Origin of the sequence: Streptococcus sp. 29887, assembly GCF_032595075.1 — a bacterium.
Classification (GTDB): Bacteria; Bacillota; Bacilli; order Lactobacillales; family Streptococcaceae; genus Streptococcus; species Streptococcus iners.
The window spans coordinates 1,470,809-1,494,907 of sequence record NZ_CP118735.1 but is presented as its reverse complement, the minus strand read 5'-3'; the positions used below and the strand labels follow the sequence as shown (position 1 = coordinate 1,494,907).

Genomic DNA, 24,099 nt, shown 5'->3' with positions numbered 1-24,099 from the left:
ATCTATACTATTGTAACATATTTTCTGCTAAAAAACGCCCCAAGGACGTTCATTAGATTGCATTGTTTGTAGTAGGTGGCACAATTTATCACAAGGTAGCTAGCTAATACGCCGATAGCGGTTAGCGTAGCTTGGCTAGTTGGCTTGTCAACAGCTAAACTTGTGAAAGTTACGACCTGAGAAAAGTCGTTCGATAATAACGACTTTTCGAGGTAGTAAGCCACTTAGGTACTGACCAGATAGTCAGTACCGTTCATTCATTAGATGCTTTAGCATTCGTGTCTTGCGACACGTAGAAACTGAAGACGCTATTTCTTCAGTTTCGAAGTTAGTAAGGTAGCTAGCCAATCCGCATATAGCGGTTGGCGTAGATTAGCTAGTTGGCTTGCCAACAGCTAATCTTGCTACGTTAAATCACACAACTTTCACATTGGTTTGCGCCGACTTCTTCGCCGTCGTCTGTGAAGGTGCGGACGTAGTAGATAGACTTGACACCCTTATTGAAGGCGTAGTTACGGAGGATAGAGAGGTCACGTGTAGTTTGTTTGTTCTCTTTTTTCCATTCATAGAGTTCTTTTGGGAGCTCGCTGCGAAGGAAAAGAGTGAGTGACAAACCTTGGTCGACGTGTTCTGTCGCAGCGGCGTAGACATCAATGACCTTCCGCATATCCATATCGTAGGCAGACTTGTAGAATGGAATGGTTTCTGTTGCCAAGCCAGCTGCTGGATAGTAGATTTTACCGATTTTCTTCTCTTGGCGTTCTTCAATCCGTTGTGTGATTGGGTGAATAGAAGCAGAGACGTCATTGATATAGGAAATAGATCCGTTTGGTGCAACAGCTAGGCGGTTTTGGTGGTAAAGACCATCTGCCATGACTTTCTCACGGAGTTCAGCCCAATCTTGTCCACTTGGAATGAAAATGCCTTCAAAGAGTTCTTTGACACGGTCAGATTGAGGTTGGTAGTCTCCAGTCACATACTTGTCAAAATAGCTACCGTCTGCGTATTTTGATTTGTCAAAATTATGGAAGGTTGCCTTGCGTTCGCGGGCAATGTTATTTGATTCTACCAAGGTCCAGTAGTTGAGGAGCATGAAGTAGATGTTGGTAAATTCTACGGCTGTTTTTGAACCGTAGTCGATCAGGTTCTGGGCCAAGTATGAATGAAGTCCCATGGCACCAAGTCCGATAGAATGAGCACGTTCATTTCCTGCTTCGATAGACGGTACTGCAGAAATGTGCGAATGGTCCGTCACGTAGGTCAAAGCACGGGTCATAGTACGGACAGAACGTCCAAAATCAGGGGATTTCATCAAGTTGACAATATTAGTTGAGCCAAGGTTACATGATACATCTGTCCCCATGGTCAAGTATTCCTGAGAATCATTGATGACACTTGGCGTTTGAACTTGAAGAATTTCTGAACAGAGGTTGGACATGATAATCTTACCGTCAACAGGATTGCTACGGTTGGCAGTGTCGATGTTGATAACATAAGGGTAGCCAGATTCCTGTTGAAGTTTAGAAATCTCAGTTTCTAGGTCGCGAGCCTTGATTTTTGTCTTACGGATACGTGGGTTTGCTACCAACTCATCGTACTTTTCAGTGATATCGAGATAGCTGTAAGGTACCCCATATTCCAACTCAACTGAGTATGGGCTGAAGAGGTACATATCTTCATTTTTGCGTGCCAATTCGTAGAATTTATCAGGAACAGTGATACCGAGTGATAAGGTCTTCACGCGAACTTTCTCATCGGCATTTTCTTTCTTAGTTGAAAGGAAGGAAATAATATCTGGGTGGAAAACATCAAGATAAACGACACCAGCCCCTTGGCGTTGCCCAAGCTGGTTAGAATAGGAGAAGCTGTCTTCGAAGAGTTTCATAACAGGAACAACACCAGATGCCGCCCCCTCATAGCCCTTGATTGGAGCACCTGCCTCACGCAAGTTGCTGAGGGAGATACCGACACCACCACCGATACGGGACAATTGCAGAGCAGAGTTGATAGATCGTCCAATTGAGTTCATGTCGTCTGTGACCTGGATGAGGAAACAAGACACCAATTCACCACGACGGGCACGACCTGCGTTGAGGAAGGAAGGAGTAGCAGGCTGGTAACGCAAATGGATCATTTCGTTGGCCAAATTCAAGGCCAATTCTTCATTGCCCTCTGCAAAATACAAGGCGTTGAAGAGAACGCGGTCTTCCATGCTCTCCAAGTAGTAGGCACCGTCGTTGGTTTTAAGGGCATACTGATTGTAGAACTTGTAGGCAGCCATGAAGGACTTGAAGCGGAAGTTTTGGTCCTGTAAAAATTGATGGATTTTAATGATAAATTCTGAGCTATACTGGTCCAAAAATTCTTTTTCAAGATAATTTTCTTCTACTAAATAAGCAATCTTGTCTAAAATGCTATCAAAGTGCTTTGTATTTGGAAGGACATTTTCATTAAAGAAAGCTTTAACTGCTTCTAGATCCTTGTGGAGAGGAATTTGTCCATTGACTGGACGGTTGATTTCGTTATTTAAACGGAAGTAGGACACATCGCCTAATTCTTTCAAACTCATAATCGCGATCTCTTTCTATACTAGGGGTAACTTGGTATAGTTTATACCAAGGCTTTCAATTTTGTTGGTTGGAAACCAGAGAAAACTTCATTTTCAGTTTCAATAACTGGCGCCGCTGAGAAACCAAGGTTTTTAACATGTTCGATAAATTCAGGTTGCTCGTCTAGATTGATCTCTTTGTAGGCTACATTGTGCTCGTCAAGAAATTTTTTACTCATTTTACATTGAACACAATTATTTTTTGAATAGATGGTAACCATTCTTTTCTCCTTTATTGATTAAATTCACCAATCTAGAATACAAGATTTTGTGGTCAAAGTCAAGAAGTAAGTTCACCTCTATCACAAAATATAGTGTTTTTTAAATGAATAAACACCATATCTTGTATAAACGGCGCAAATCCTTTGAAACCAAGCTTTCAAGATGTTTTCAGAACTTTTATAATCTCATAAAAAATAGTTTTACTGAAAGAAACGCAAAAAATTCTTGAAAATGATTTCAAAAAGTGATATAATGCTTTTTGTAAGGGTTATCAAAAATAACTCAAAATTTTGTAAAAATAAAGGAGAATCCAACTATGGCTTCAAAAGACTTCCACATCGTGGCAGAAACAGGTATCCACGCACGTCCAGCAACTTTGCTTGTTCAAACTGCTAGCAAATTCGCTTCAGACATCACGTTGAACTACAAAGAAAAATCAGTTAACCTTAAATCTATCATGGGTGTTATGAGTCTTGGTGTTGGTCAAGGCGCTGATGTAACAATCTCTGCTGAAGGTGCTGATGCTGACGATGCAATCGCAGCTATCACTGAAACAATGGAAAAAGAAGGATTGGCATAAGAAGATGACAGAAATGCTTAAAGGAATTGCAGCATCTGATGGTGTTGCCGTTGCTAAGGCATATCTACTCGTTCAGCCAGATTTGTCCTTCGAAACTGTTGCAGTTGAAGATACAAATGCAGAAGAAGCTCGTTTGGATGCAGCTCTTGAAGCATCACAGAACGAGCTTTCTGTTATTCGTGAGAACGCAGTAGCTAGCCTTGGTGAAGAAGCCGCAGCCGTATTTGATGCACACTTGATGGTTCTTGCTGACCCAGAAATGATTGGTCAGATTAAGGAAACTATCCGTGCTAAGAAAACAAATGCTGAAACAGGTTTGAAAGAAGTAACGGATATGTTCATTGCTATCTTTGAAGGTATGGAAGATAACCCATACATGCAAGAGCGTGCAGCAGACATCCGCGACGTTGCTAAACGTGTCCTAGCTCACTTGCTTGGTGTTCGTTTGCCAAACCCAGCGACAATTGATGAAGAGTCTATCGTTATTGCACACGACTTGACACCATCTGATACAGCGCAATTGAACAAACAGTTTGTAAAAGCCTTTGTAACCAACATTGGTGGTCGTACAAGCCACTCAGCTATCATGGCTCGTACACTTGAAATCGCTGCTGTTTTGGGTACAAATAACATTACTGAAATCGTGAAAGATGGTGATGTCCTCGCTGTTAACGGTATCACAGGTGAAGTTGTTATCAACCCATCTGAAGAAGTGATTGCAGAATTTAAGGCAGCTGGCGAAGCCTATGCTAAACAAAAAGCTGAGTGGGCACTCTTGAAAGATGCTCAAACAGTGACAGCTGACGGCAAACACTTCGAATTGGCAGCTAACATCGGTACACCAAAAGACGTTGAAGGTGTAAACGATAATGGTGCTGAAGCAGTTGGTCTTTACCGTACAGAGTTCTTGTACATGGACTCACAAGACTTCCCAACAGAAGATGAGCAATACGAAGCTTATAAGGCTGTTCTTGAAGGTATGAACGGTAAGCCGGTTGTGGTTCGTACTATGGATATCGGTGGTGATAAGGAACTTCCTTACTTCGACCTTCCACACGAAATGAACCCATTCCTTGGTTTCCGTGCTCTTCGTATCTCTATCTCTGAGACTGGTAACCAAATGTTCCGTACGCAGTTGCGTGCCCTTCTTCGTTCATCAGTACATGGTAAACTTCGTATCATGTTCCCGATGGTTGCCTTGTTGACAGAATTCCGTGCAGCAAAAGCAATCCTTGAAGAAGAAAAAGCGAACTTGTTGGCTGAAGGTGTAGCAGTTGCAGATGATATCCAAGTGGGTATCATGATCGAAATCCCTGCAGCAGCAATGATTGCTGACCAATTTGCTAAAGAAGTTGACTTCTTCTCAATTGGTACAAACGACCTTATCCAGTACACAATGGCAGCAGACCGTATGAACGAACAAGTTTCATACCTCTACCAACCTTACAACCCATCTATCCTTCGCTTGATTAACAACGTTATCAAGGCTGCACACGCAGAAGGCAAATGGGCTGGTATGTGTGGAGAGATGGCTGGTGACCAACAAGCTGTTCCACTTCTTGTCGGAATGGGCTTGGATGAGTTCTCTATGAGCGCAACTTCTGTACTTCGTACACGTAGCCTCATGAAGACACTTGACACAGCTAAGATGGAAGAATATGCTCAGCGTGCCTTGACAGAATGTGCAACGGCAGAAGAAGTTCTTGAACTTCAAAAAGAGTATGTTGATTTCAACTAATAGATAAAATGAAAAAACAAGGGTAGAAATATCCTTGTTTTTGTTTACATTATTTTTGAAAGTATAAGTAGGATAGACTTGGTTTGTTGTCTTTTATCTGAGTAGGAAGTGTTTAATGGAAGATGAAAATGGCTCTGTTGTATGAAGGTTGATTATTGCGGAAGAATTTTTAGATTTGACTGGTTTGTATAGACATATAAAGCCAGTGATAAAAGGTAAAGAGTTCCGATAGGGAACTTGTTGGTAATTGGTCTTCTGCTAGACTATGCATATTAGGTATTTTTTATGGTAAATACAAGTTATTTGATGTTTTTTATGGCTAACCCTGATTTTTCTGTGTAAAAAAAGTCAAGACAAATAAATGTTAATATGCAAAAAAATAGGCCCAAAGTAGAATACAAGTATTATTATAAAAATGTCGCAAGCCAGCGTATAAATGCTTGAAAAAAAGGGGGGGGGTATGTTATTCTAGCAGTGATAGTCTCACTATCAATTACCAGAGATAACTAATTTGCTGAATACTGCCTGTGTATAAGAAAAAAATTTATCCTCCCCCCAATAGATGAATTTACTATGTTCTTTACTCTGTAATGTGTTCAGTGAGGAGGACATCACGCTAGTAATAACCTCTTACTAGCGTATATCTTCTGGTAAAAATTTATAAAAGGAGGGACGATATGAATCGTTCAAAAAAGAAGGGATTTGATTGGTATGGAATGCGTCAGCATTTCTCTATCCGTAAGTATCACTTCGGTGCTGCAAGTGTCTTACTAGGTATGTCGCTGGCTTTAGGGGCTGGGACACAAGTTGCTCAAGCACAAGAAACCGCTCTTGCCACAGAACCATCTTCTACAAGCTTGGCAGAGGTAGTTGAAACGATTACGTCTTCAACACAAGTAGAAGTGGTTGAATCAAGCACTTCGTCAACACGGACTGAAGTGACTGAAACTACGGTAGCTTCTTCAGAAACAGCTACTGAGTCATCTTCTTCAGAAACAGCTACTGAAACTGCGACAGCTACTGCTACTGAAGAGACTCAAGAGCGTACTGCATCAATTAGCTATATTGTTGCTTATGTAACAGAAGATGGCGTTGCCGTTAAAGCTGATGTTAAAACTGTTTTGGTTCCAACAAAGGATGCGGTAGCTAAGTCTACTACATTTGTTACTGCAGAAATTCCAGAAGGTTACGAATTGGTTGCTGGTCAGGAAGCAACTGTGAATATTGAAGTAACAGAAGACGGAGCAAACACAGTAACGTTCAAGCTAGTTAAGAAAGTTGAAGCGAAGAATGAGAAAGCATCAACTGAAGCAACTTCTTCAACAGAAAGCAAGGCAACTGAAACAGCAACAAGCCCAGTTGCTTCAACAGTTCCTACTACAGTAGCGGAAGCGAAATCTGTCCTAGAACAAACTGTGTCTGAAGCTGCTGTCTTGGCAGATGAAGCGGAGCGCCAAACCCTTGTTGCTCAAGAAAGCAGTGAGGCAGTAAAACTTGCGACAATTTCAACCAAAGAAGCAGTAAAAGAAGCAGCGGTAACCTTCAATAACGCTCTTGCATCACTTGAGGAAGTTAACGCTCAAATCACAGCTGTTCGCACAAATGTCGAAGCACTTGCTTTGGAATTGCGCAAATTCTTGGGTACAGATTTACTTACAGTTGCTTTGGCAAACTATACTCCGACTTCAGTAGCGAATGCTAGCGGTACCAACACCTATCTTGAAGGAAAATTTGCTTCTGGTTCAGGTTCTTTTAAGGGTATTTATTATAAGGCAGCTACTTTTAATCCTGCTGACTTCGCAAATATGAACAATAATACTGCGTTTGTGAATGCTGGCTACACTGCCCATGATTCGTACACAACAGCACCAACAAGTTTAGCAAAAATCCAGTTGGTTCTCTCAGGTAACCAACGTACTGGTAGCGGTGAAAATGAGCAGACCACCGGTGTAAGTATGAACTACTTCGGTCGTGAGGATGTTCCATTGACCAGAGAGCAGTTTGAACAGTTATATGCAGAAACGCTAGTTGTGGATGCTGCTTCTGTCACTGCGGCAGGTGCGAAATTAAAAACGGGGAACTCTGGTTTCCAATCAGGCGGTTGGTACGAGTATTTGGCTACCGTTTATGGCTACCTCTATGAGCAAGGGAAAGACTTTGTCTACATTCCTAACTTTAGTTCACGTTTTGGCTTGACTCAGACTTCTATCAATGCTGGTTGGGAGCTTGCTGCGACCTATCCACTCAACCTTCCACCAGGTCTGCAGTATGACACAGCAACAGATACTGTATCTGGTTACATAACATCTACATTGGAAAATGGTGTTTATGATAACCGTATCATGTTTATGGTAACCAATAAGACCACTAACGAAACTTATGGTCTATACTATAACAACATGAAACCAGGTTGGGTTGGTTGGCAAGATAGCTTGGCACCAACGATTCAACAACGTGACGCAGTTTATACTCATGCATCTACTGTAAATGAAAGCATCCTCTATGATGACGTTTCAGGTACAGATACCAAAGCAAACGCAAGCAAAGGTGCAAACTTTGATCCAAACGGCGTCATCAAAGCAACTGACCAAACTACAGTTAAGGCGAATTCTACAATCATTGGTATCACAGATGTAGGCGGACTGAAGTATAGTGATACAACTGGTAACTATACTGGTACAGCTACTACTGCTGGTATCACTGTTGTATCGACTCAGGTGCAAGACTATACTCAAGGTAACACAGAGTGGACATCATCTCCACAAATAGCACAGGATAATCTGACAATCACGATTCGTCCTACAGTAGCAGTTGGTAACGTTGTGAACGGTGCAACAACAGTTCCAGTAACAGTATCAGATGGTTCAACTCAGTTAACAGTGACAATGCCTGATGGTACTACAGTTGAGTTGGCAGTTGCAACTGGTACAACGAATTGGGTTATCACAGGTGGTACAAATACTGCTGCTGTGAAAGGTACAGCCGTAACTGCTACAGACAACGGAAATTACACTGAGTTGACAATCCCAGTATCATCAGACAGTACAAAAACTGGTGCTGATAATATCACTGCGGTTGCAGCTGCGGAAAACGTAACGGCTTACCTCAATAAGTCAAGTGTTACATTGACTGCAAAAGATTCAACAACTCACACAGCAACTTACGACAAAGCATCAGGTACATGGAAATTAGAAGATGCTTATGCAGACCAAAAGGTTACTAATGCTGACGGAAGCTATGTTCACACCCTTCGCTATGTTTATGTACAATATTCAAGTGCTGGAACACCAAGTTTCTACATTTATGAAATCATTCGTACCTATGACGCAAGTGGCACTATCACGAATTTATTGGCACAGCGTTCAGATGCGCAATCAATCCAAATTAGCCATAAAGTTACTTACAATGCAGCTACAGACACTTGGACAGCTGAAGATGGTTCGGTTGTAACAGCTCAACCAACTACAACGCATACCTCAACATCAAGTGCTACTGAGAAGTGGGGTGTAGTCAATGGTGCTGAAGTAACAGCATTGCAGTCTGCAAGTGAAATCGTAAACGTTGATTTGGATCGTGCTTATCGCAAGGCTTATAATGCAGCTTATGCAGAGAAGTACAATGAAGTATACCAAGCGAATTTTGCTACTAGCAAAAACGATGCTACAGCACGTAGTGCGGCTGAAGCAGCAGCAACTCCGTATGCTCAAACAGCTGGAGAAGCTGCACGTGAGAGATCAGCAGTATATCGTGATTCTGAAAAATGGGTGATTTCAACTAGCTCAGGTATCACTGGTACAATCAACCGCGTTAACAACAAGGCGCGCGACTATGCTTCAGTCTTGAATGAGATTCCAACAGCAAGTTCAACTAGCTACGTTTCAACTAAAGGTACAAGCGTTGATTTGCTTTACTCACCACAGGCAGCTGTAACCATCTCAGATACAGAAGATGGCAAACTGCTCACCAGCGGTACTGTAACGGATACAGATAGCAAGACAACGTTTGTGTCTTCTGTAACTGTCGCAGATCCAAGTGGTCAAACAAAGACATTCTCAGCAGAAGCAGAATTGGCTGCCTATCAGACAGCTGCAGATAAGGTCGTAAGCTCTCAAGCAGCATACGATGCCCAGAAGACAGCTGAAGCAACTGCGGCGACAGCTTATCAGACAGCTCTCAGTGCATATCAAACTGCTCTTAGCACAAATACTAATGTAGATGCTGCACAAAATACATTGGAAGATGCATATCTCACAATGATTTCAGCTGTTGACGCACTTAAAACATTAAACACAAACCTTCAGACTGCTCAGGTGGAACTTCGTGAAGCCCTTAAAGCATTGAAGACGGCATCAGCGACAGCTATTGCATCAGCTTCTGCCTATACCTTGAACAACACAGGTGTCTATACTGTAACAGTTAATGCTATTGATAGTGAAGCAAATCAAACACTTGCTAACGCGACGGCTACTGGTACAACTAAGAATACCGATGCTGCAGAGGGTAAGATTTCATTCCCGGTTGTTTCGACAACATACACTATTACAGTGCATGAAATGACAGCGACACCAGAAGTATCAGCAGCTGCTCAAGGTGTTACTCAGAATGAAGATATGTCTGACAACTTCAAGGCCACTGATTCAACAGCAACTATCTCAGGTTACGCATTGGTTGATCCAGCTACTGGCGCGTCTGCAACTTCAGTTACTGTTGCAGGTGAGGGAACATACACTATCAATGCAACTGATGGTTCTATCACATTTACACCAGAAGCAGACTTTGTTGGAACAGCAAAAGGTGTTACTGTAACTGCAACAGCAACTTCTACAGCAAAAGCAGCAGATGGTTCAAATATCACTTACACAGCATCTACAACTTATACACCAACAGTATATGGTGTCAAAGGTACAGATGATACTTCAACAGGCCTTCAAGGAGCGAAACAAGTTTCTGAATCAGGTCTTGATAAATTTGATTCATTAAACAGTGATTCTAATACAACACTTGGTGATAAGGAAGTTGATCTATCAACAGCAGCATATACTTTGGTTGATGAAAAAGGTCAAACTGTAACAAGCATCACCGTAAATGGCGAAGGAACATACACTATCGATGAGAAAACAGGTGTAGTAACCTTTGCTCCAGTCGCAAGCTTCACTGGTACAGGTACAGGTGTGACAATCAAGGTTACAGCAACTGCGACAGATTCTGAAGGAACTGATATTACTGTAACTGCAACACGTAAGTACACACCAGATGTAACACCAACCAATATCACAGCTGATGACCAAGTATCAGCAGGTGCACAAGGTGAAAAACAATCAGAGGTCATCACATCTAAATTGTCTGCAACCAATCCAAACGCTTCTGCAATTACTTACGCCTTTGAAGATGGTCAGACAACTAAGACTGTTGCAGGTGAGGGAACTTATAAAATCAACCCAACAACTGGTTTGGTAGAATTTACACCTGAAGCAGACTTTGTTGGAACAGCAACTCCTGTAACAGTAGTGGCTAAAGCAACAATTACTGCAGCAGATGGTACAACTACAGAGATTTCAGATCCAGCAACCTACACACCAACTGTTTACGGCATCAAGGGGACAGATGCTACATCAGTAGATGTTCAAGGTGCAACCCAAACAGGTACGCCAACCTTTGCTTCATTGAACACTGGTACAAACACAACTCTTGGTGACACAAGTGTAACGATCCCAACTACAGGTGCATACACTCTTGCAGACGGTTCCTTGAGTAAAACAATTGCAGGTGAGGGTACATACACTGTCAACCCTGATACTGGACAAGTAACCTTTGTTCCAGAAGCAAGCTTCACAGGAACAGGTACAGGTGTTGATGTGAAAGTCACTGGTACTGCCATTGATTCAGAAGGTAACCCAGTAACTGTTACTGAAACAGCTAAGTACACACCAGAAGTAACACCAACAACCATCACTGCAGATGATAAGACGTCTACAGGTATTCAAGGTGAAAGCCAAACGGAAACAATCACTTCTACAGTAAGTAACAATCCAAATGCTTCAGCTCCAACTTATGCATTGAAAGGTGCCGATGCGACAGGTAAAGTAGTTGTTGGTGGTCAAGGTACGTATACAATTGATGCTACTACAGGTGCGGTAACATTCACACCAGTGGCAAGCTTCACAGGTACAGCTACCCCTGTAACAGTCGTTGCATCAGCTACGATTACATCAGCAGATGGTACAACAGCGACTATCACTGATGAAGCAACCTACACACCAACTGTAGAACCAACTAAGATTGTTGCAGATGATCAAGTGTCAGCTGGTGCAAAAGGTGAAACCCAATCGGATACGATTAAAGTAACTGTTAGCACAAATCCAAATGCTTCAGCCCCAACATTTGCCTTTGAAGATGGTACATTGACCAAGACCGTTGCGGGTGAAGGTTCTTATACAATTGATGCTAATACTGGTGCAGTAACCTTTACACCAGAAGCAGAATTTATCGGTACAGCAACTCCTGTAACAGTAGTCGCTAAATCGACAATCACTGCAGAAGATGGTTCAACTGTTGAGCTTTCAGATACAGCAACCTACACACCAACTGTTTACGGTATCACTTCAAACCCATCAACTTCTGTTGATATCCAAGGTAAAGCACAAAACTCACCAGCTGGTTCAGAAGTGTTCAAGTCACTCAATGACCCAACAAACACAACGAACGGCTACCATTCAGTTGTTATCCCAGCAACAGGTGCTTACACTCTCGAAGATGGTACATTGACGAAGACCGTTGATGGTGAAGGTACATACACAATTGATCCTGATACTGGTGTTGTGACCTTCCAACCACTTGTAACATTTACAGGTAAGGCTACGGGCGTAACAATCAAAGTAACTGCTCAGGCTGTTGATTCAGAAGGTAACACAATTACTGTTACAGATACGGATACCTATACACCAGAGGTAACTCCTGTTACAACATCATCTAAAGATGCGGTATCGGAAAATGTACAAGGTGTAACACAAACAGGAACACCAACCTACCAAATCTCACCAGAAGCAAACATTACTGCTAAGACTTATGCTCTTGAAGATGGTAGTCTTGAAAAAGTCGTACCAAATGAAGGAACATACACAGTAAATCCAACGACGGGTGAAGTGACCTTCAAACCAGTTGCAAGCTTTACAGGTGAGGGGACAGGGGTAACGGTTGTTCAAACAGCTACATTAACAGCTGATGATGGTTCAACTACTGAAATTAAGACATCTGCAACTTACACACCAACCGTAACATCAACAACTCTTGAAGCTGTAAATGCAGTTTCAGCAGCAGTACAAGGTGCAACTCAATCAGATACAATCACTTCTAAGTTGACTGAAAATCCAAATGCTTCAGCGGTAACGTACGCCTTTGAAGATGGTCAGACAACTAAGACAGTTGCAGGTGAAGGTTCTTATACTCTTGATCCAACTACTGGTGCAGTGACCTTCACTCCAGAAGCAGACTTTGTCGGTACAGCAACTCCTGTAACTGTTGTTGCCTCAGCTACTATCACAGCAGAAGATGGCACAACACAAGCGATTACAGATACAGCAACTTACACACCAACTGTTTATGGTTTGACATCTGTACCAAGCACTACTGAGGACATCCAAGGTAAGACACAAACATCACCAGCCGGTTCAGAAGTGTTCAAGTCGTTGAACAATCCGACTAACACAAGCTTGGGTTACCAATCAGTTGTGATCCCTTCAACAGGTGCTTATACTCTTGAAGATGGTACGTTGACTAAGACAGTTGAAAACGAAGGTACATACACAATCAATCCTGACACAGGTGTTGTAACATTCGTGCCAGTTGCAAGCTTCACTGGTCAAGGTACAGGTGTAACGATTAAGGTCACTGCTCAGGCTGTTGATTCAGAAGGAAACACAGTTACTGTTACAGATACTGACACTTACACACCAACAGTGCTTCCAGTAGAAACGACCTCTAAAGATGCAACTTCAGAAGATATCCAAGGTAAGACTCAAACAGGTACACCAACCTATGAGATTACACCAGGTGCAAACATTACTGCTAAGACTTATGCTCTTGAAGATGGAAGTCTTGAAAAAGTCGTACCAAATGAAGGAACATACACTGTAGATCCAAAAACTGGTGAAGTAACCTTCGTACCAGAAAAAGACTTCACAGGTACAGGTACAGGCGTAACAGTTGTGCAAACAGCTACCTTGACTTCTGATGATGGTTCTACAACAACTATTAAAACCGATGCTAAGTACACACCAACAGTAACCCCAGTTGCTCCAGAAGCAGTACCGGCTGAAACAACTGGTAAACAAGGTCAAACTCAAACAACCGATGCGAAGATCCTCTTCACGCCAGGTCATGAAGAAGTTCCAGTTGACAATTCAACCATTACCTTGTTGAATGATAAAGGTGAGGCAGTAACTACTGTTCCTGCAACTAAGGATGGTAAGGTTGTTGGTACTTACACAATCGATGGCGAAGGTGTTATTACATTCACTCCAAATCCAGACTTCGTAGGTACAGCAGATCCAGTTAAGGTTCAAGCTAAGGATGCTAACGGAACAAGTGTAGAAACCACCTACACCCCAACAGTAACCCCAGTTACTCCAACAGCTACTCCAGCTGAAACAGAAGACATCCAAGGTAAAGCACAAACAACTGATGCGACTGTCTTGTTCACAGAAGGTGACGAAGTTGCACCAATCGATAAGTCAACCATTACCTTGTTGGATGCGAAAGGTCAACCGGCTAAATCTGTTCCTGCAACCAAGGATGGTAAGGTTGTTGGTACTTACACAATCGATGGCGAAGGTGTGATTACCTTTACACCAAACCCAGACTTCGTAGGTACAGCAGATCCAGTTAAGGTTCAAGCTAAGGATGCTAACGGAACAAGTGTAGAAACAACTTACACCCCAACCGTAACGCCAGTAACCCCAACAGCAACTCCAGCTGAAACAACAGACATTCAAGGTAAGACACAGTCAGGTACCCCAGTCTTTACTCCGGGTCATGATGAAGTTCCAATTGATGAGACAGTTCCAGCAACATTTGAAGATGGTACAACCAAAAAAGTTGTTCCAGGTGAAGGTACATACACAGTTGCTCCAGACGGTACAGTAACCTTCGTACCAGAGAAAGATTTCACAGGTACAGGTACAGGTGTCACTGTTAAACGTGTAGATAAGAACGGTACTCCAGCGACAGCAACTTACACCCCAACAGTAACCCCAGTTACCCCAACAGCAACTCCAGCTGAAACAACAGACATTCAAGGTAAGCCACAGTCAGGTACTCCAGTCTTCACACCAGGTCATGAAGAAGTACCAATGGATGACACAGTTCCAGCTACCTTTGAAGATGGTACAACCAAAAAAGTTGTTCCAGGTGAAGGTACATACACAGTTGCTCCAGACGGCACAGTAACCTTCGTACCAGAGAAAGACTTCACAGGTACAGGTACAGGTGTCACTGTTAAACGTGTAGATAAGAACGGTACTCCAGCGACAGCAACTTACACGCCAAACGTAACCCCAGTAATCCCAGAGGGTACTCCTGTAAATACAGTAGGTCTTCAAGGTAAGACTCAAGAAGGAACCCCAGTCTTTACCCCAGGTCATGACGAAGTTCCGATCGATGAGACAGTACCAGCAACCTTTGAAGATGGTACAACAGAAAAAGTAGTTCCAGGTGAAGGTACATATACTGTAACTCCTGAAGGTAAAGTAACCTTTGTACCAGAGAAAGACTTTGTCGGAACAGGTACAGGTGTCACTGTTAAACGTGTTGATAAGAATGGTACTGAGGTAACAGCTAAGTACACACCAACAGTAGTAGAAGCTACACCAGAATCTGAAGGTGTAACATCAATCAATGTTCAAGGTGCTACTCAAACAGGTACTCCAACATTCACAGGTGGTTCTGTAGATATTAACGGTGATGGTCAGCTTACGGAAGACGAAACGGTTCCGGTAACTATCTCTGCTACAAATCCAGCTAAGTTGGTTGTAGACGGTAAACCAGTTGATGAAACAACAATTGATGCTAAGGACAAAGATGGCAATGTTATCGGTACTTACACAATTGATCCAGCAACAGGTCTTGTAACCTTCACACCAAACAAAGACTTTGTCGGAACTGCCGCACCAGCGACTGTTCAAGCAACAGATGAAAACGGTAAGACAGTAACTGCTACTTACACACCAACTGTTGTTCCAGTAACCCCAACAGGTACCCCAGCTGTATCTACTGATATCCAAGGTAAGACACAGACTGGTACACCAACCTTCACAGGCGGCACAACTGTTGTTAACAATGAAACTGTAACAGTTCCAATTGATGAAACAGTACCAGCAACCTTTGAAGATGGCACAACTGAAAAAGTTGTTCCAGGCGAAGGTACATACACAGTTGCTCCAAACGGTACAGTAACCTTTGTACCAGAGAAAGACTTCACAGGTACTGCTAAGGGCGTAACGGTTAAACGTGTTGATAAGAACGGTACACCAGCAACAGCTACTTACACACCAACTGTAACTCCAGTAACCCCAACAGGTACTCCAGTAGAATCTAAGGACTATCGTGGTAAGACACAAACTGGTACTCCAGTCTTCACGCCAGGTCACGAAGAAGTTCCAATGGATGACACAGTTCCAGCTACCTTTGAAGATGGTACAACCGAAAAAGTAGTTCCAGGTGAAGGTACATACACAGTTGCTCCAGACGGCACAGTAACCTTTGTACCAGAGAAAGACTTTGTAGGTGTAGCTAAGGGTGTAACAGTTAAACGTGTAGATAAGAACGGTACAGAAGCGACGGCTACTTATACACCTACTGTTATCGATAATACAACATCTTATGTAGACGAAAATGGCACACCATTGAAACCTACAGAAGACGGTATTAAAGACCCATCTCAAATTCCTGGTTATGTTTACGAAAAATCTACAACGGATGGCGACGGCAATGTGACCCACGTTTACAAACAAGTAGTTACTAAGTATGTAGACAAGGATGGCAAAGAAATCTCACCAGAAGACAAGGGTACAAAACCAAACAAAGATATTGATGGTTATGTATTTACTGGTAAGACAACTATCGACGAAAATGGAAACACTATCCATGTTTACAACAAGCCAACGACAACATTCGTAGATGAGAACGGTGACCCAATTGCTCCACCAGCAGACGGTAACCAGCCAAATAAAGAAATTCCTGGATATGTTTACGAGAAGTCAACAACTGATGGCGATGGTAACACCACTCACGTTTATAAGAAAGTTAAGACAAACTTCGTTGATGATAAAGGCAACGTTATCTCACCACAAGAAGATGGCACAACGCCTAACAAGTCAATCGATGGTTACGTATTTGTCAAGACAACAACAGACGGTGATGGTAACACCACTCACGTTTATAAGAAAGTTACAACAAACTTCGTAGACGAAAATGGTGACCCAATTGAGCCAACCGAAGATGGCACAACACCGAACAAGGATATCCCTGGTTATGTCTTTGTCAAGACAACAACAGACGAAAATGGTAACACCACTCACGTTTATAAGAAAGTTAAGACAAACTTCGTAGACGAAGCAGGCAATGTTATCTCACCACAAGAAGATGGCACAACGCCTAACAAGTCAATCGACGGTTATGTATTTGTTAAGACAACAACAGACGGTGATGGTAACACCACTCACGTTTATAAGAAAGTTAAGACAAACTTCGTAGACGAAGCAGGCAATGTTATCTCACCACAAGAAGATGGCACAACGCCTAACAAGTCAATCGACGGTTATGTATTTGTTAAGACAACAACAGACGGTGATGGTAATACCACTCACGTTTATAAGAGAGTTAAGACAAACTTCGTAGACGAAGCAGGCAATGTTATCTCACCACAAGAAGATGGCACAACGCCTAACAAGTCAATCGACGGTTACGTATTTGTCAAGACAACAACAGACGAAAATGGTAATACCACTCACGTTTATAAGAAAGTTAAGACAAACTTCGTAGACGAAGCAGGCAATGTTATCTCACCACAAGAAGATGGCACAACACCGAACAAGTCAATCGACGGTTACGTATTTGTTAAGACTACGACAGACGAAAATGGTAACACCACTCACGTTTATAAGAGAGTTAAGACAAACTTCGTAGACGAAGCAGGCAATGTTATCTCTCCACAAGAAGATGGCACAACGCCTAACAAGTCAATCGATGGTTACGTATTTGTCAAGACTACGACAGACGAAAATGGTAATACCACTCACGTTTATAAGAAAGTTAAGACAAACTTCGTAGACGAAAATGGTACACCAATTTCCCCAAGTGAAGATGGTACAACGCCTAACAAGTCAATCGATGGTTATGTCTTTGTTAAGACTACGACAGATGGCGATGGTAACACCACTCACGTTTATAAGAAAGTTAAGACAAACTTCGTAGACGAAGCAGGCAATGTTATCTCACCACAAGAAGATGGCACAACGCCTAACAAGTCAATCCCAGGCTATGAGATTGTAACAACAACGACAGACGGTGATGGTAATGTTTACCATATCTATCGCAAGGTAGAAAAACCAACAACACCTCCTACGCCTGAGGTTCCAACTAAGCCATCTGCTCCAGCAACACCTACTAAGACTGGTAAGGCTCAATTGCCAAATACTGGTGAAGAATCATCATCAGCTGCAGTTCTTGGTGCAGGAATGCTTGTTGCAGCCCTTGCTCTTGTTGGCAAACGTCGTCGTAAAGAAGGCTAATCAAGATTCTATTTCTGTTAGATGAATGGACTTGAATATGAAGAAAAGGAAAGGTTCGCCTTTCCTTTTTTTTTGCTCTGTAAGATTGCAAGTAGCCGCAAAGTATATTGAAAAAAGGATCCAAAGTCATTTAGGCTTTGGATCCTTTTTAGTAGACTTGCCGGGGCAAGTCTATTTTTGTCTTTAGTTCTTCTGATAAAACTTATTGTGCTGATAGATAGGATCAAAGGTTAAATTGATGCCTAATTTACGAAGGACGCTCTTGTCTTCGTCAGATAGGATAACGGTCGAGTGGGCTTCGCTACCGTTTAATTGTCCCAATTCCTTCATAGCTTGCGCAGCGATAGGGCTATCTTGTGCAGTGATGGCAAGGGCGTTTAGGATTTCGCTTGCATCCAAACGAGTATTGTTTTTATCCAGATAATCTGCCTTCAATTCTTGAATTGGACGGATGTAGTTTGGTTCGATGAGAAGGGTTTCGTCATCGATTTTAGCGATTTGCTTGATGGCATTGAGAAGGACAGTTGCAGTTGGCTTGAGGAGGTCAGAGGTCTTACCTGTGACAATCTCACCATTTGGCAACTGAATAGCAAGGGCAGGGCTTGAAGTTAGCTCTGCTTTTTCGCGCGCAGCGATAACAACCTTACGGTCAGCAGGTGTCACGCCTACCTCGTTCATGAGGAGCTCAATCTTTTTAACTGCTTGCTCGCCCACCCGCTCCGCTTTGAAATCAACGAGTGTCTGATAGTAGCGGCGGATAATTTCTTGCTTAGATGCTTCGATCGCAGCTTCTTCATCTACGATAGAATAGCCCACCATGTTGACCCCCATGTCCGTTGGTGAAGCATAAGGTGATTTGTTCAAAATGCGTTCAAATGTTCTGTTAAGGACAGGGAAGACCTCGATGTCACGGTTGTAGTTGACCGCAGTTTTGCCGTAAGTTTGAAGATGGAAGGGGTCAATCATGTTGAGGTCGTCCAGGTCGGCAGTTGCTGCTTCATAGGCCAAGTTGACTGGGTGGTGGAGTGGTAAGTTCCACACTGGGAAGGTTTCAAACTTGGCATAGCCTGATGTTATGCCATTTAACTGGTCATGGTAGAGCTGGGAGATACAGGTCGCCAATTTACCTGAACCAGGTCCAGGTGCGGTGACAACGACGAGGTTGCGACTGGTTTCAATGTAGTCGTTTTTGCCCATGCCTTCTGGTGAAATGATGTGGTCGATATCAGAAGGATAGCCCTTGATTGGGTAGTGGAGATAGGATTTGATGCCATGTTTTTCCAACTGTTTGCGGAAGGCATCTGCGGCTGGTTGGTTGCGGTATTGGGTAATGACGACAGAACCAACATAAATATCAATATCATTGAAGGTGTCAATCAAACGGAAGACTTCTTGGTCATAAGAAATACCCAAGTCACCACGTGCCTTAGAATGTTCAATGTTGCTCGCATTGATGGCGATGACGATTTCTACTTGGTCTTTTAACTCTTGGAGGAGTTTGATTTTATTATCTGGTTCATAGCCTGGCAAAACACGGGCCGCGTGGAAATCTTCCAACATTTTTCCGCCAAATTCCATATAGAGCTTGCCTTCAAACTGGGCAATACGCTCTAAAATGTGATCACGTTGCAAATTCAAATATTTAGTTGAATCAAATGCGATTTTTTTCATCCAATAAGTCCTCCGATGATGTATTAAATTTCGGGAAAAACAAAAATAGCTCCCTAAAACTAGGGAGCCTTTTCTCCGACCTCTCAAAAGAGGTGCCCGAACAATACTATAACAAACCGTGCTAATCTTGTCAAGAAAAAGTCAGATAGAAGAAAAATTAAACAAGTGTTTAAAAAATATTTAATTTTTATAAAATTAAATATTGACTTTATTAAAATAAAGTGTAAAATAATATTAAACAAATATTTAATCGATGTTTAAGGAGATGTTTATGAAAAAGTTGATTCACAATAAATTATTTCTATCTAGCTTTGTAGCGGATTTGATTTCCAATTTTGGTGACACACTTTACTATCTAGCCTTGATGAACTATGTCTTGCTACTTCCAGATACCAAGTTTGCCTTGGCTATGATTACCGCATCTGAAACCTTGCCGATTTTGGCTGGCCTCTTTATCGGGATTTGGGCAGACAAGACCAAAAATAAATTGGATACCATTCTTGCAACCCTGCTGGTTCGTGTCGTTCTCTATGCCTTTGTTGGCTTCTTGATGGGATTTGCACCAGCCCTCTGGGTTGTAGCGGTGGTCTGCGTCATCAACTTCCTGTCTGACCTGGCTGGTCAATACGAAAATGGCCTTTATATGCCAGTCAGCTTGCGGGTTGTAGCAGCGGAAGACCGCGAAAGCGCAATGGCCTTCAAGATGACAGTGAGATCACTTTTGCAAATCGCCTTCCAAGCTAGCGGTGCCATTCTCATCGGCTTTATGTCTTACCAGAATCTCGCCTTCTTCAATGCAGGAACCTTCTTGGTCAGTCTTGCCATCATGGCAACCCTCCGTCCAGCTCTTGCCAAACTACTGAAGGAAAATCCTATCCAGCAAGCTGAGCAAGTGGAAACTGAAGCTGGTATTGTCAAAGGAATTGGACAGAGTATCAAAGATTCCTACCAAGCCGTGCAGAATATTCCTGTTCTCAAAGCGTCAATTATTACTATTGCCAGCCTGAATGCCATTTTTACCGCACTTTCACCATTAGTTATTCTAAATATGAAGGAGTTCTCAGACTTTGTGATTGTCAATGCAGGAACAACCGTTGCTTTGGTTTCTATTCTCTTCTCAGTTGGTAGTATCTTGGGGTCAAGCATCGGTATGGCTTTGTTCAAAAATGTCAGCTTAATCAATCTCCTCAAATTCTCTACATTGATGCCAATCTTGATTTTCTCAGGTTTCTTTCTTCACAACATCTATGTGGTACTTGCAGTGATCTTTGTAACGGCAGTTACTTTGGGTATTTTCAATCCCAAAATGAATGCCTTGGTTGTCAATGAATTGCCAGAAGATAAATTGGCGACTGTCGGTGGTGGGATTGACAGTTTCTGTCAGATTGGTATGGTAGGTGGTCAAGCCTTGGTTGCCCTTATGGTGACGGTGCTTTCTGCGACAAATATTTCCCTCATCTTCCTCTTGCTTTCTGTGGGACTAGTAAGCTATACTATTCTTACAGGTCGTAAATCAAATAACGAAGTAGTTCAAGCTTAGAAAGTATGCGTATGAAATTAGATTACCGAGATTATAGAAGCGAAATTGTTGAAAAATTCTTTATTCCTTTAATTGTTAGAGAACGTGAGGAACCGATTGAGGCGGATTTTTCACAGAAAGAAAAAGACATTCTCAAAGATGCCTTGGACATTCGTGATGAGATTGAAGAAAAGTTGGCAGATTTTCGTCAGGAAGTCAATCAAGTCTTTGTCTGGGGACATATTTTTAACATTTTGCATAGTCTTTATTTCTATATCTTGAATGATGGGCAGGATCCAAAGACAGTCGAGGAGGCTTGTCAGCTGATCTTGGCCTTATCGCAAGAAGAGGTAGAAGATGCCATGCGAACCATGCTAGCGTCTGAAAATGACGGACATCGTGAGAAGACCCTCAGCCTCATGGAACTTTTGGAAAAAACGGATAAAAAGCCGGCAGATAAGTGGTACTGGTCACTGGCTATTCGCAATCCTTTAGAAACAGTTCAGCGGTCTGTCCATCTCCTGAACAAGCTACTCCCAATCTATCAGCCATATTTTGAACAGGCAAGGACCGAGAGGGACGCCTTTGCCAGAGATTTTGACATTGAAAAACTCTACAGAGAATCCAAGCAGTTAGCCATGACCAGCTTAGATACTCTGGGTGTTGAAAATGCTCAATTCTTCGTTCTCAGTCCCTGGAATTATTGGTTTGCTTATTATGGCAATGAACAATTTGACTATATGAAAGTCGCTCTTTTAGCTTCCTGTCGAATTGATCAGATGATGCTGTCAAATGACGAGCTGGATCTGGATGATTTGACAAGGGCTCTTAAAGTCATCAGCGATAGTACGCGTTATCAGGTCTTGGTGGAGCTGACCAAGCCCCATGCCAAGAGCAAGGACATAGCAGAGCGACTGAATATCACAGGGGCAGCCGTATCCTTCCACACCCAAAAGCTGATTAACGGTGACTTACTTCTCTTCAATACAAAAAATAGCGATGTCAAATACAGTGTCAATCGCGACCTGCTCCAACAGGTGATTGATAAGTTGAAAGAGGATTTTGATTTGTAAAAAAAGCCTTGTAAGTGAGATCTTACAAGGTTCTTTTGTGCTTAATGATTAACCAGCTGAGCAGTTGGCAAGTGATGATGGTGATAAAGAAGACTAGCCAACCTTGTTGTATTATAGTCAGGGAATGATTTTCTAGGAAGAAAAAGCTGACTTCGACTGGGATAACATGGATAAAATAATAGTAACTGGCATATTCCTTTAGAAATTGGAATTTTTTCTGGCGGAAGAGGTCGGTGGTTAGGGTCCAAGCGACTAGATAGGCTGTGAATGGAATTAGGCTAAATAGAAAGTTCTTGTCGTAGCCCTGATTGAGATAGATGATTGTAGCCTCAAAAGTTAAAAGAGCTATGCAGACAAGTAGTTTGGTTTTTTGTCGGTGTTGGAAAATAGGTTGATTGAGTTTGTCGGCTAGATAAAAGCCTGTCAGGACAAAAATAGGTGCGTAGAAGAGGCCGTTGCGGCTGGTGAAAAAGAAGGTTTTGTAGCTGTCAAATGCGGTTAGTAAAGCCGATTCTGCCAGGTAGGAGGAGTAGGTTTCAACTGAGCCTAGGAGATAGAGAAGACAGGCTAGACAAGCTGTGATGCGCCAGCCCCATTTCTCCAAGGAAAGATGGACGAGGACAAGACCTAGCAGGAAAGCGGGCATGTACCAGAGTTGGTAGCTGGTGCCGGTGTAGGTCAGGCCGACTAGGAGGGCGAGGGGGTAGTAGAGTAGGGGGATTTCTTGGAGGTTTAGGTAGAAGAGGTAGAAGGGTAGGTAGAGGACGGACCAGGTCAGGTACTGCTTGCTGTAGCGGATCAGGTATTGTTTGGAGAGGCTAGGGTAGTTGCGTCGGAGGAAGAAGCTGGCGGTGACCATGAAGTAGGGAACGACCATGCGGCTAAAGATTGATTTTTGGATGAAGTGGAGCTGGTCTGCTTCAAATAGTCTGCGACAATGGAGGGCAATGACTAAAACAGCTCCCATGAATTGAAGGAGGGAGAGGAGAGAGGTGTTGAGTGGTTTTGGTTTGTTTGGCATGTTAACTCCCTTCTTTTTCTTCCATTTTATCGAAAAAGGATGGATATGTAAATGTTTGCAAAAAGATGAAGAGGGCTATTTGTTGAATGTTCAGTTCCAGAGGGAAGTCCTGTGGGAAATGTGGTATAATATTAGGATGAAGTGAATTGGAAACTTCTATTTTGTAAGGATTACTCTTTAGAAAGGAGTTAGATGATGAAAGATTTACATAAAAAACTTTTGGCGGATTTTGGGATTGATTTTTCGGATTTGAATTTGTTGGAAACAGCTTTTACCCATACTTCTTATGCCAATGAGCATCGCCTTCTAAAAATTTCACATAATGAACGCTTGGAATTTTTAGGAGACGCTGTTCTCCAGTTGATGATTTCCAAGTACCTCTATAAAAAATATCCGGATAGACCGGAAGGGGAGATGTCCAAGTTGCGTTCGACCTTTGTTCGTGAGGAGTCCTTGGCTGGTTTTTCGCGTGCCTGTGGTTTTGATAGCTTCCTTCGTCTTGGTAGAGGAGAAGAGAAGTCTGGGGGGCGCAATCGTGATACCATTTTGGGAGATGCTTTCGAGGCTTTCTTAGGAGCTCTGCTATTGGACAAGGGAGAAAAGACCGTGGAGGACTTTATCCATAAGGTCATGATTCCTCGTCTGGAAGAGGGGAATTTTGAGCGAGTAACTGACTACAAGACTGCCTTACAGGAAATCCTGCAGGTAAATGGTGAGATTGCAATTTCTTATCAGGTGGTGGCTGAATCAGGTCCTGCCCACGATAAGACCTTTGAAGTTGAGGTATCTGCCGACCAGCGTGTGATTGGTCGTGGTCGTGGTCGTTCAAAAAAGTTAGCTGAACAAGCCGCCGCAAAAAATGCTGTGGAGGCTAGAGGATAG

10 protein-coding genes are annotated in these 24,099 nt (G+C 42.6%); 6 read left to right on the top strand and 4 right to left on the bottom strand.

The window, feature by feature from the left end; all coding sequences use genetic code 11:
• Positions 1-409: 409 nt before the first annotated feature.
• On the bottom strand, positions 410-2,569 hold the full coding sequence (gene nrdE / locus PW252_RS07285) for a class 1b ribonucleoside-diphosphate reductase subunit alpha (RefSeq protein WP_248048970.1): 2,160 nt from the start codon (positions 2,567-2,569) through the stop codon (positions 410-412).
• A gap of 41 nt (positions 2,570-2,610) precedes the next feature.
• The gene (gene nrdH / locus PW252_RS07280) at positions 2,611-2,829 is read right to left on the bottom strand and encodes a glutaredoxin-like protein NrdH (protein WP_105118015.1); all 219 of its coding nucleotides are present in this window, start codon (positions 2,827-2,829) and stop codon (positions 2,611-2,613) included.
• Between the two features lie 317 nt (positions 2,830-3,146).
• Here nrdH and PW252_RS07275 point away from each other — a divergent pair, with 317 nt between their 5' ends.
• The 3 genes from PW252_RS07275 to PW252_RS07265 all read left to right on the top strand — a co-directional run bounded on the left by PW252_RS07275 (position 3,147) and on the right by PW252_RS07265 (position 17,933).
• A complete protein-coding gene (locus PW252_RS07275; RefSeq protein ID WP_002936050.1) occupies positions 3,147-3,410 on the top strand; it encodes a phosphocarrier protein HPr in 264 nt (87 codons plus the stop codon).
• A 4-nt stretch (positions 3,411-3,414) separates the two neighbouring features.
• Positions 3,415-5,148 (top strand): phosphoenolpyruvate--protein phosphotransferase, encoded by a 1,734-nt coding sequence (gene ptsP, locus PW252_RS07270; protein WP_105113317.1) that lies wholly within the window; start codon positions 3,415-3,417, stop codon positions 5,146-5,148.
• Positions 5,149-5,825: 677 nt separating this feature from the next.
• Positions 5,826-17,933 (top strand): YSIRK-type signal peptide-containing protein, encoded by a 12,108-nt coding sequence (locus PW252_RS07265; protein ID WP_248048968.1) that lies wholly within the window; start codon positions 5,826-5,828, stop codon positions 17,931-17,933.
• A gap of 183 nt (positions 17,934-18,116) precedes the next feature.
• On the opposite strand, the gene PW252_RS07260 is transcribed toward PW252_RS07265, so the two are convergent.
• The gene (locus tag PW252_RS07260) at positions 18,117-19,604 is read right to left on the bottom strand and encodes a DUF1846 domain-containing protein (RefSeq protein ID WP_248048966.1); all 1,488 of its coding nucleotides are present in this window, start codon (positions 19,602-19,604) and stop codon (positions 18,117-18,119) included.
• Between the two features lie 271 nt (positions 19,605-19,875).
• Here PW252_RS07260 and PW252_RS07255 point away from each other — a divergent pair, with 271 nt between their 5' ends.
• On the top strand, positions 19,876-21,144 hold the full coding sequence (locus PW252_RS07255) for an MFS transporter (RefSeq protein WP_248048965.1): 1,269 nt from the start codon (positions 19,876-19,878) through the stop codon (positions 21,142-21,144).
• An 11-nt stretch (positions 21,145-21,155) separates the two neighbouring features.
• Positions 21,156-22,196 carry an ArsR/SmtB family transcription factor gene (locus PW252_RS07250; RefSeq protein ID WP_316716650.1) on the top strand — a complete coding sequence of 347 codons (1,041 nt, stop codon included), beginning with the start codon at positions 21,156-21,158 and terminating at the stop codon, positions 22,194-22,196.
• Between the two features lie 22 nt (positions 22,197-22,218).
• Here the strand turns inward: PW252_RS07250 and PW252_RS07245 are convergent, their stop codons facing one another.
• Positions 22,219-23,217 carry an acyltransferase family protein gene (locus PW252_RS07245; protein ID WP_248048961.1) on the bottom strand — a complete coding sequence of 333 codons (999 nt, stop codon included), beginning with the start codon at positions 23,215-23,217 and terminating at the stop codon, positions 22,219-22,221.
• A 195-nt stretch (positions 23,218-23,412) separates the two neighbouring features.
• Here PW252_RS07245 and rnc point away from each other — a divergent pair, with 195 nt between their 5' ends.
• Positions 23,413-24,099: a ribonuclease III gene (gene rnc / locus PW252_RS07240; protein WP_105118009.1), complete on the top strand. Its 687-nt coding sequence runs from the start codon at positions 23,413-23,415 to the stop codon at positions 24,097-24,099.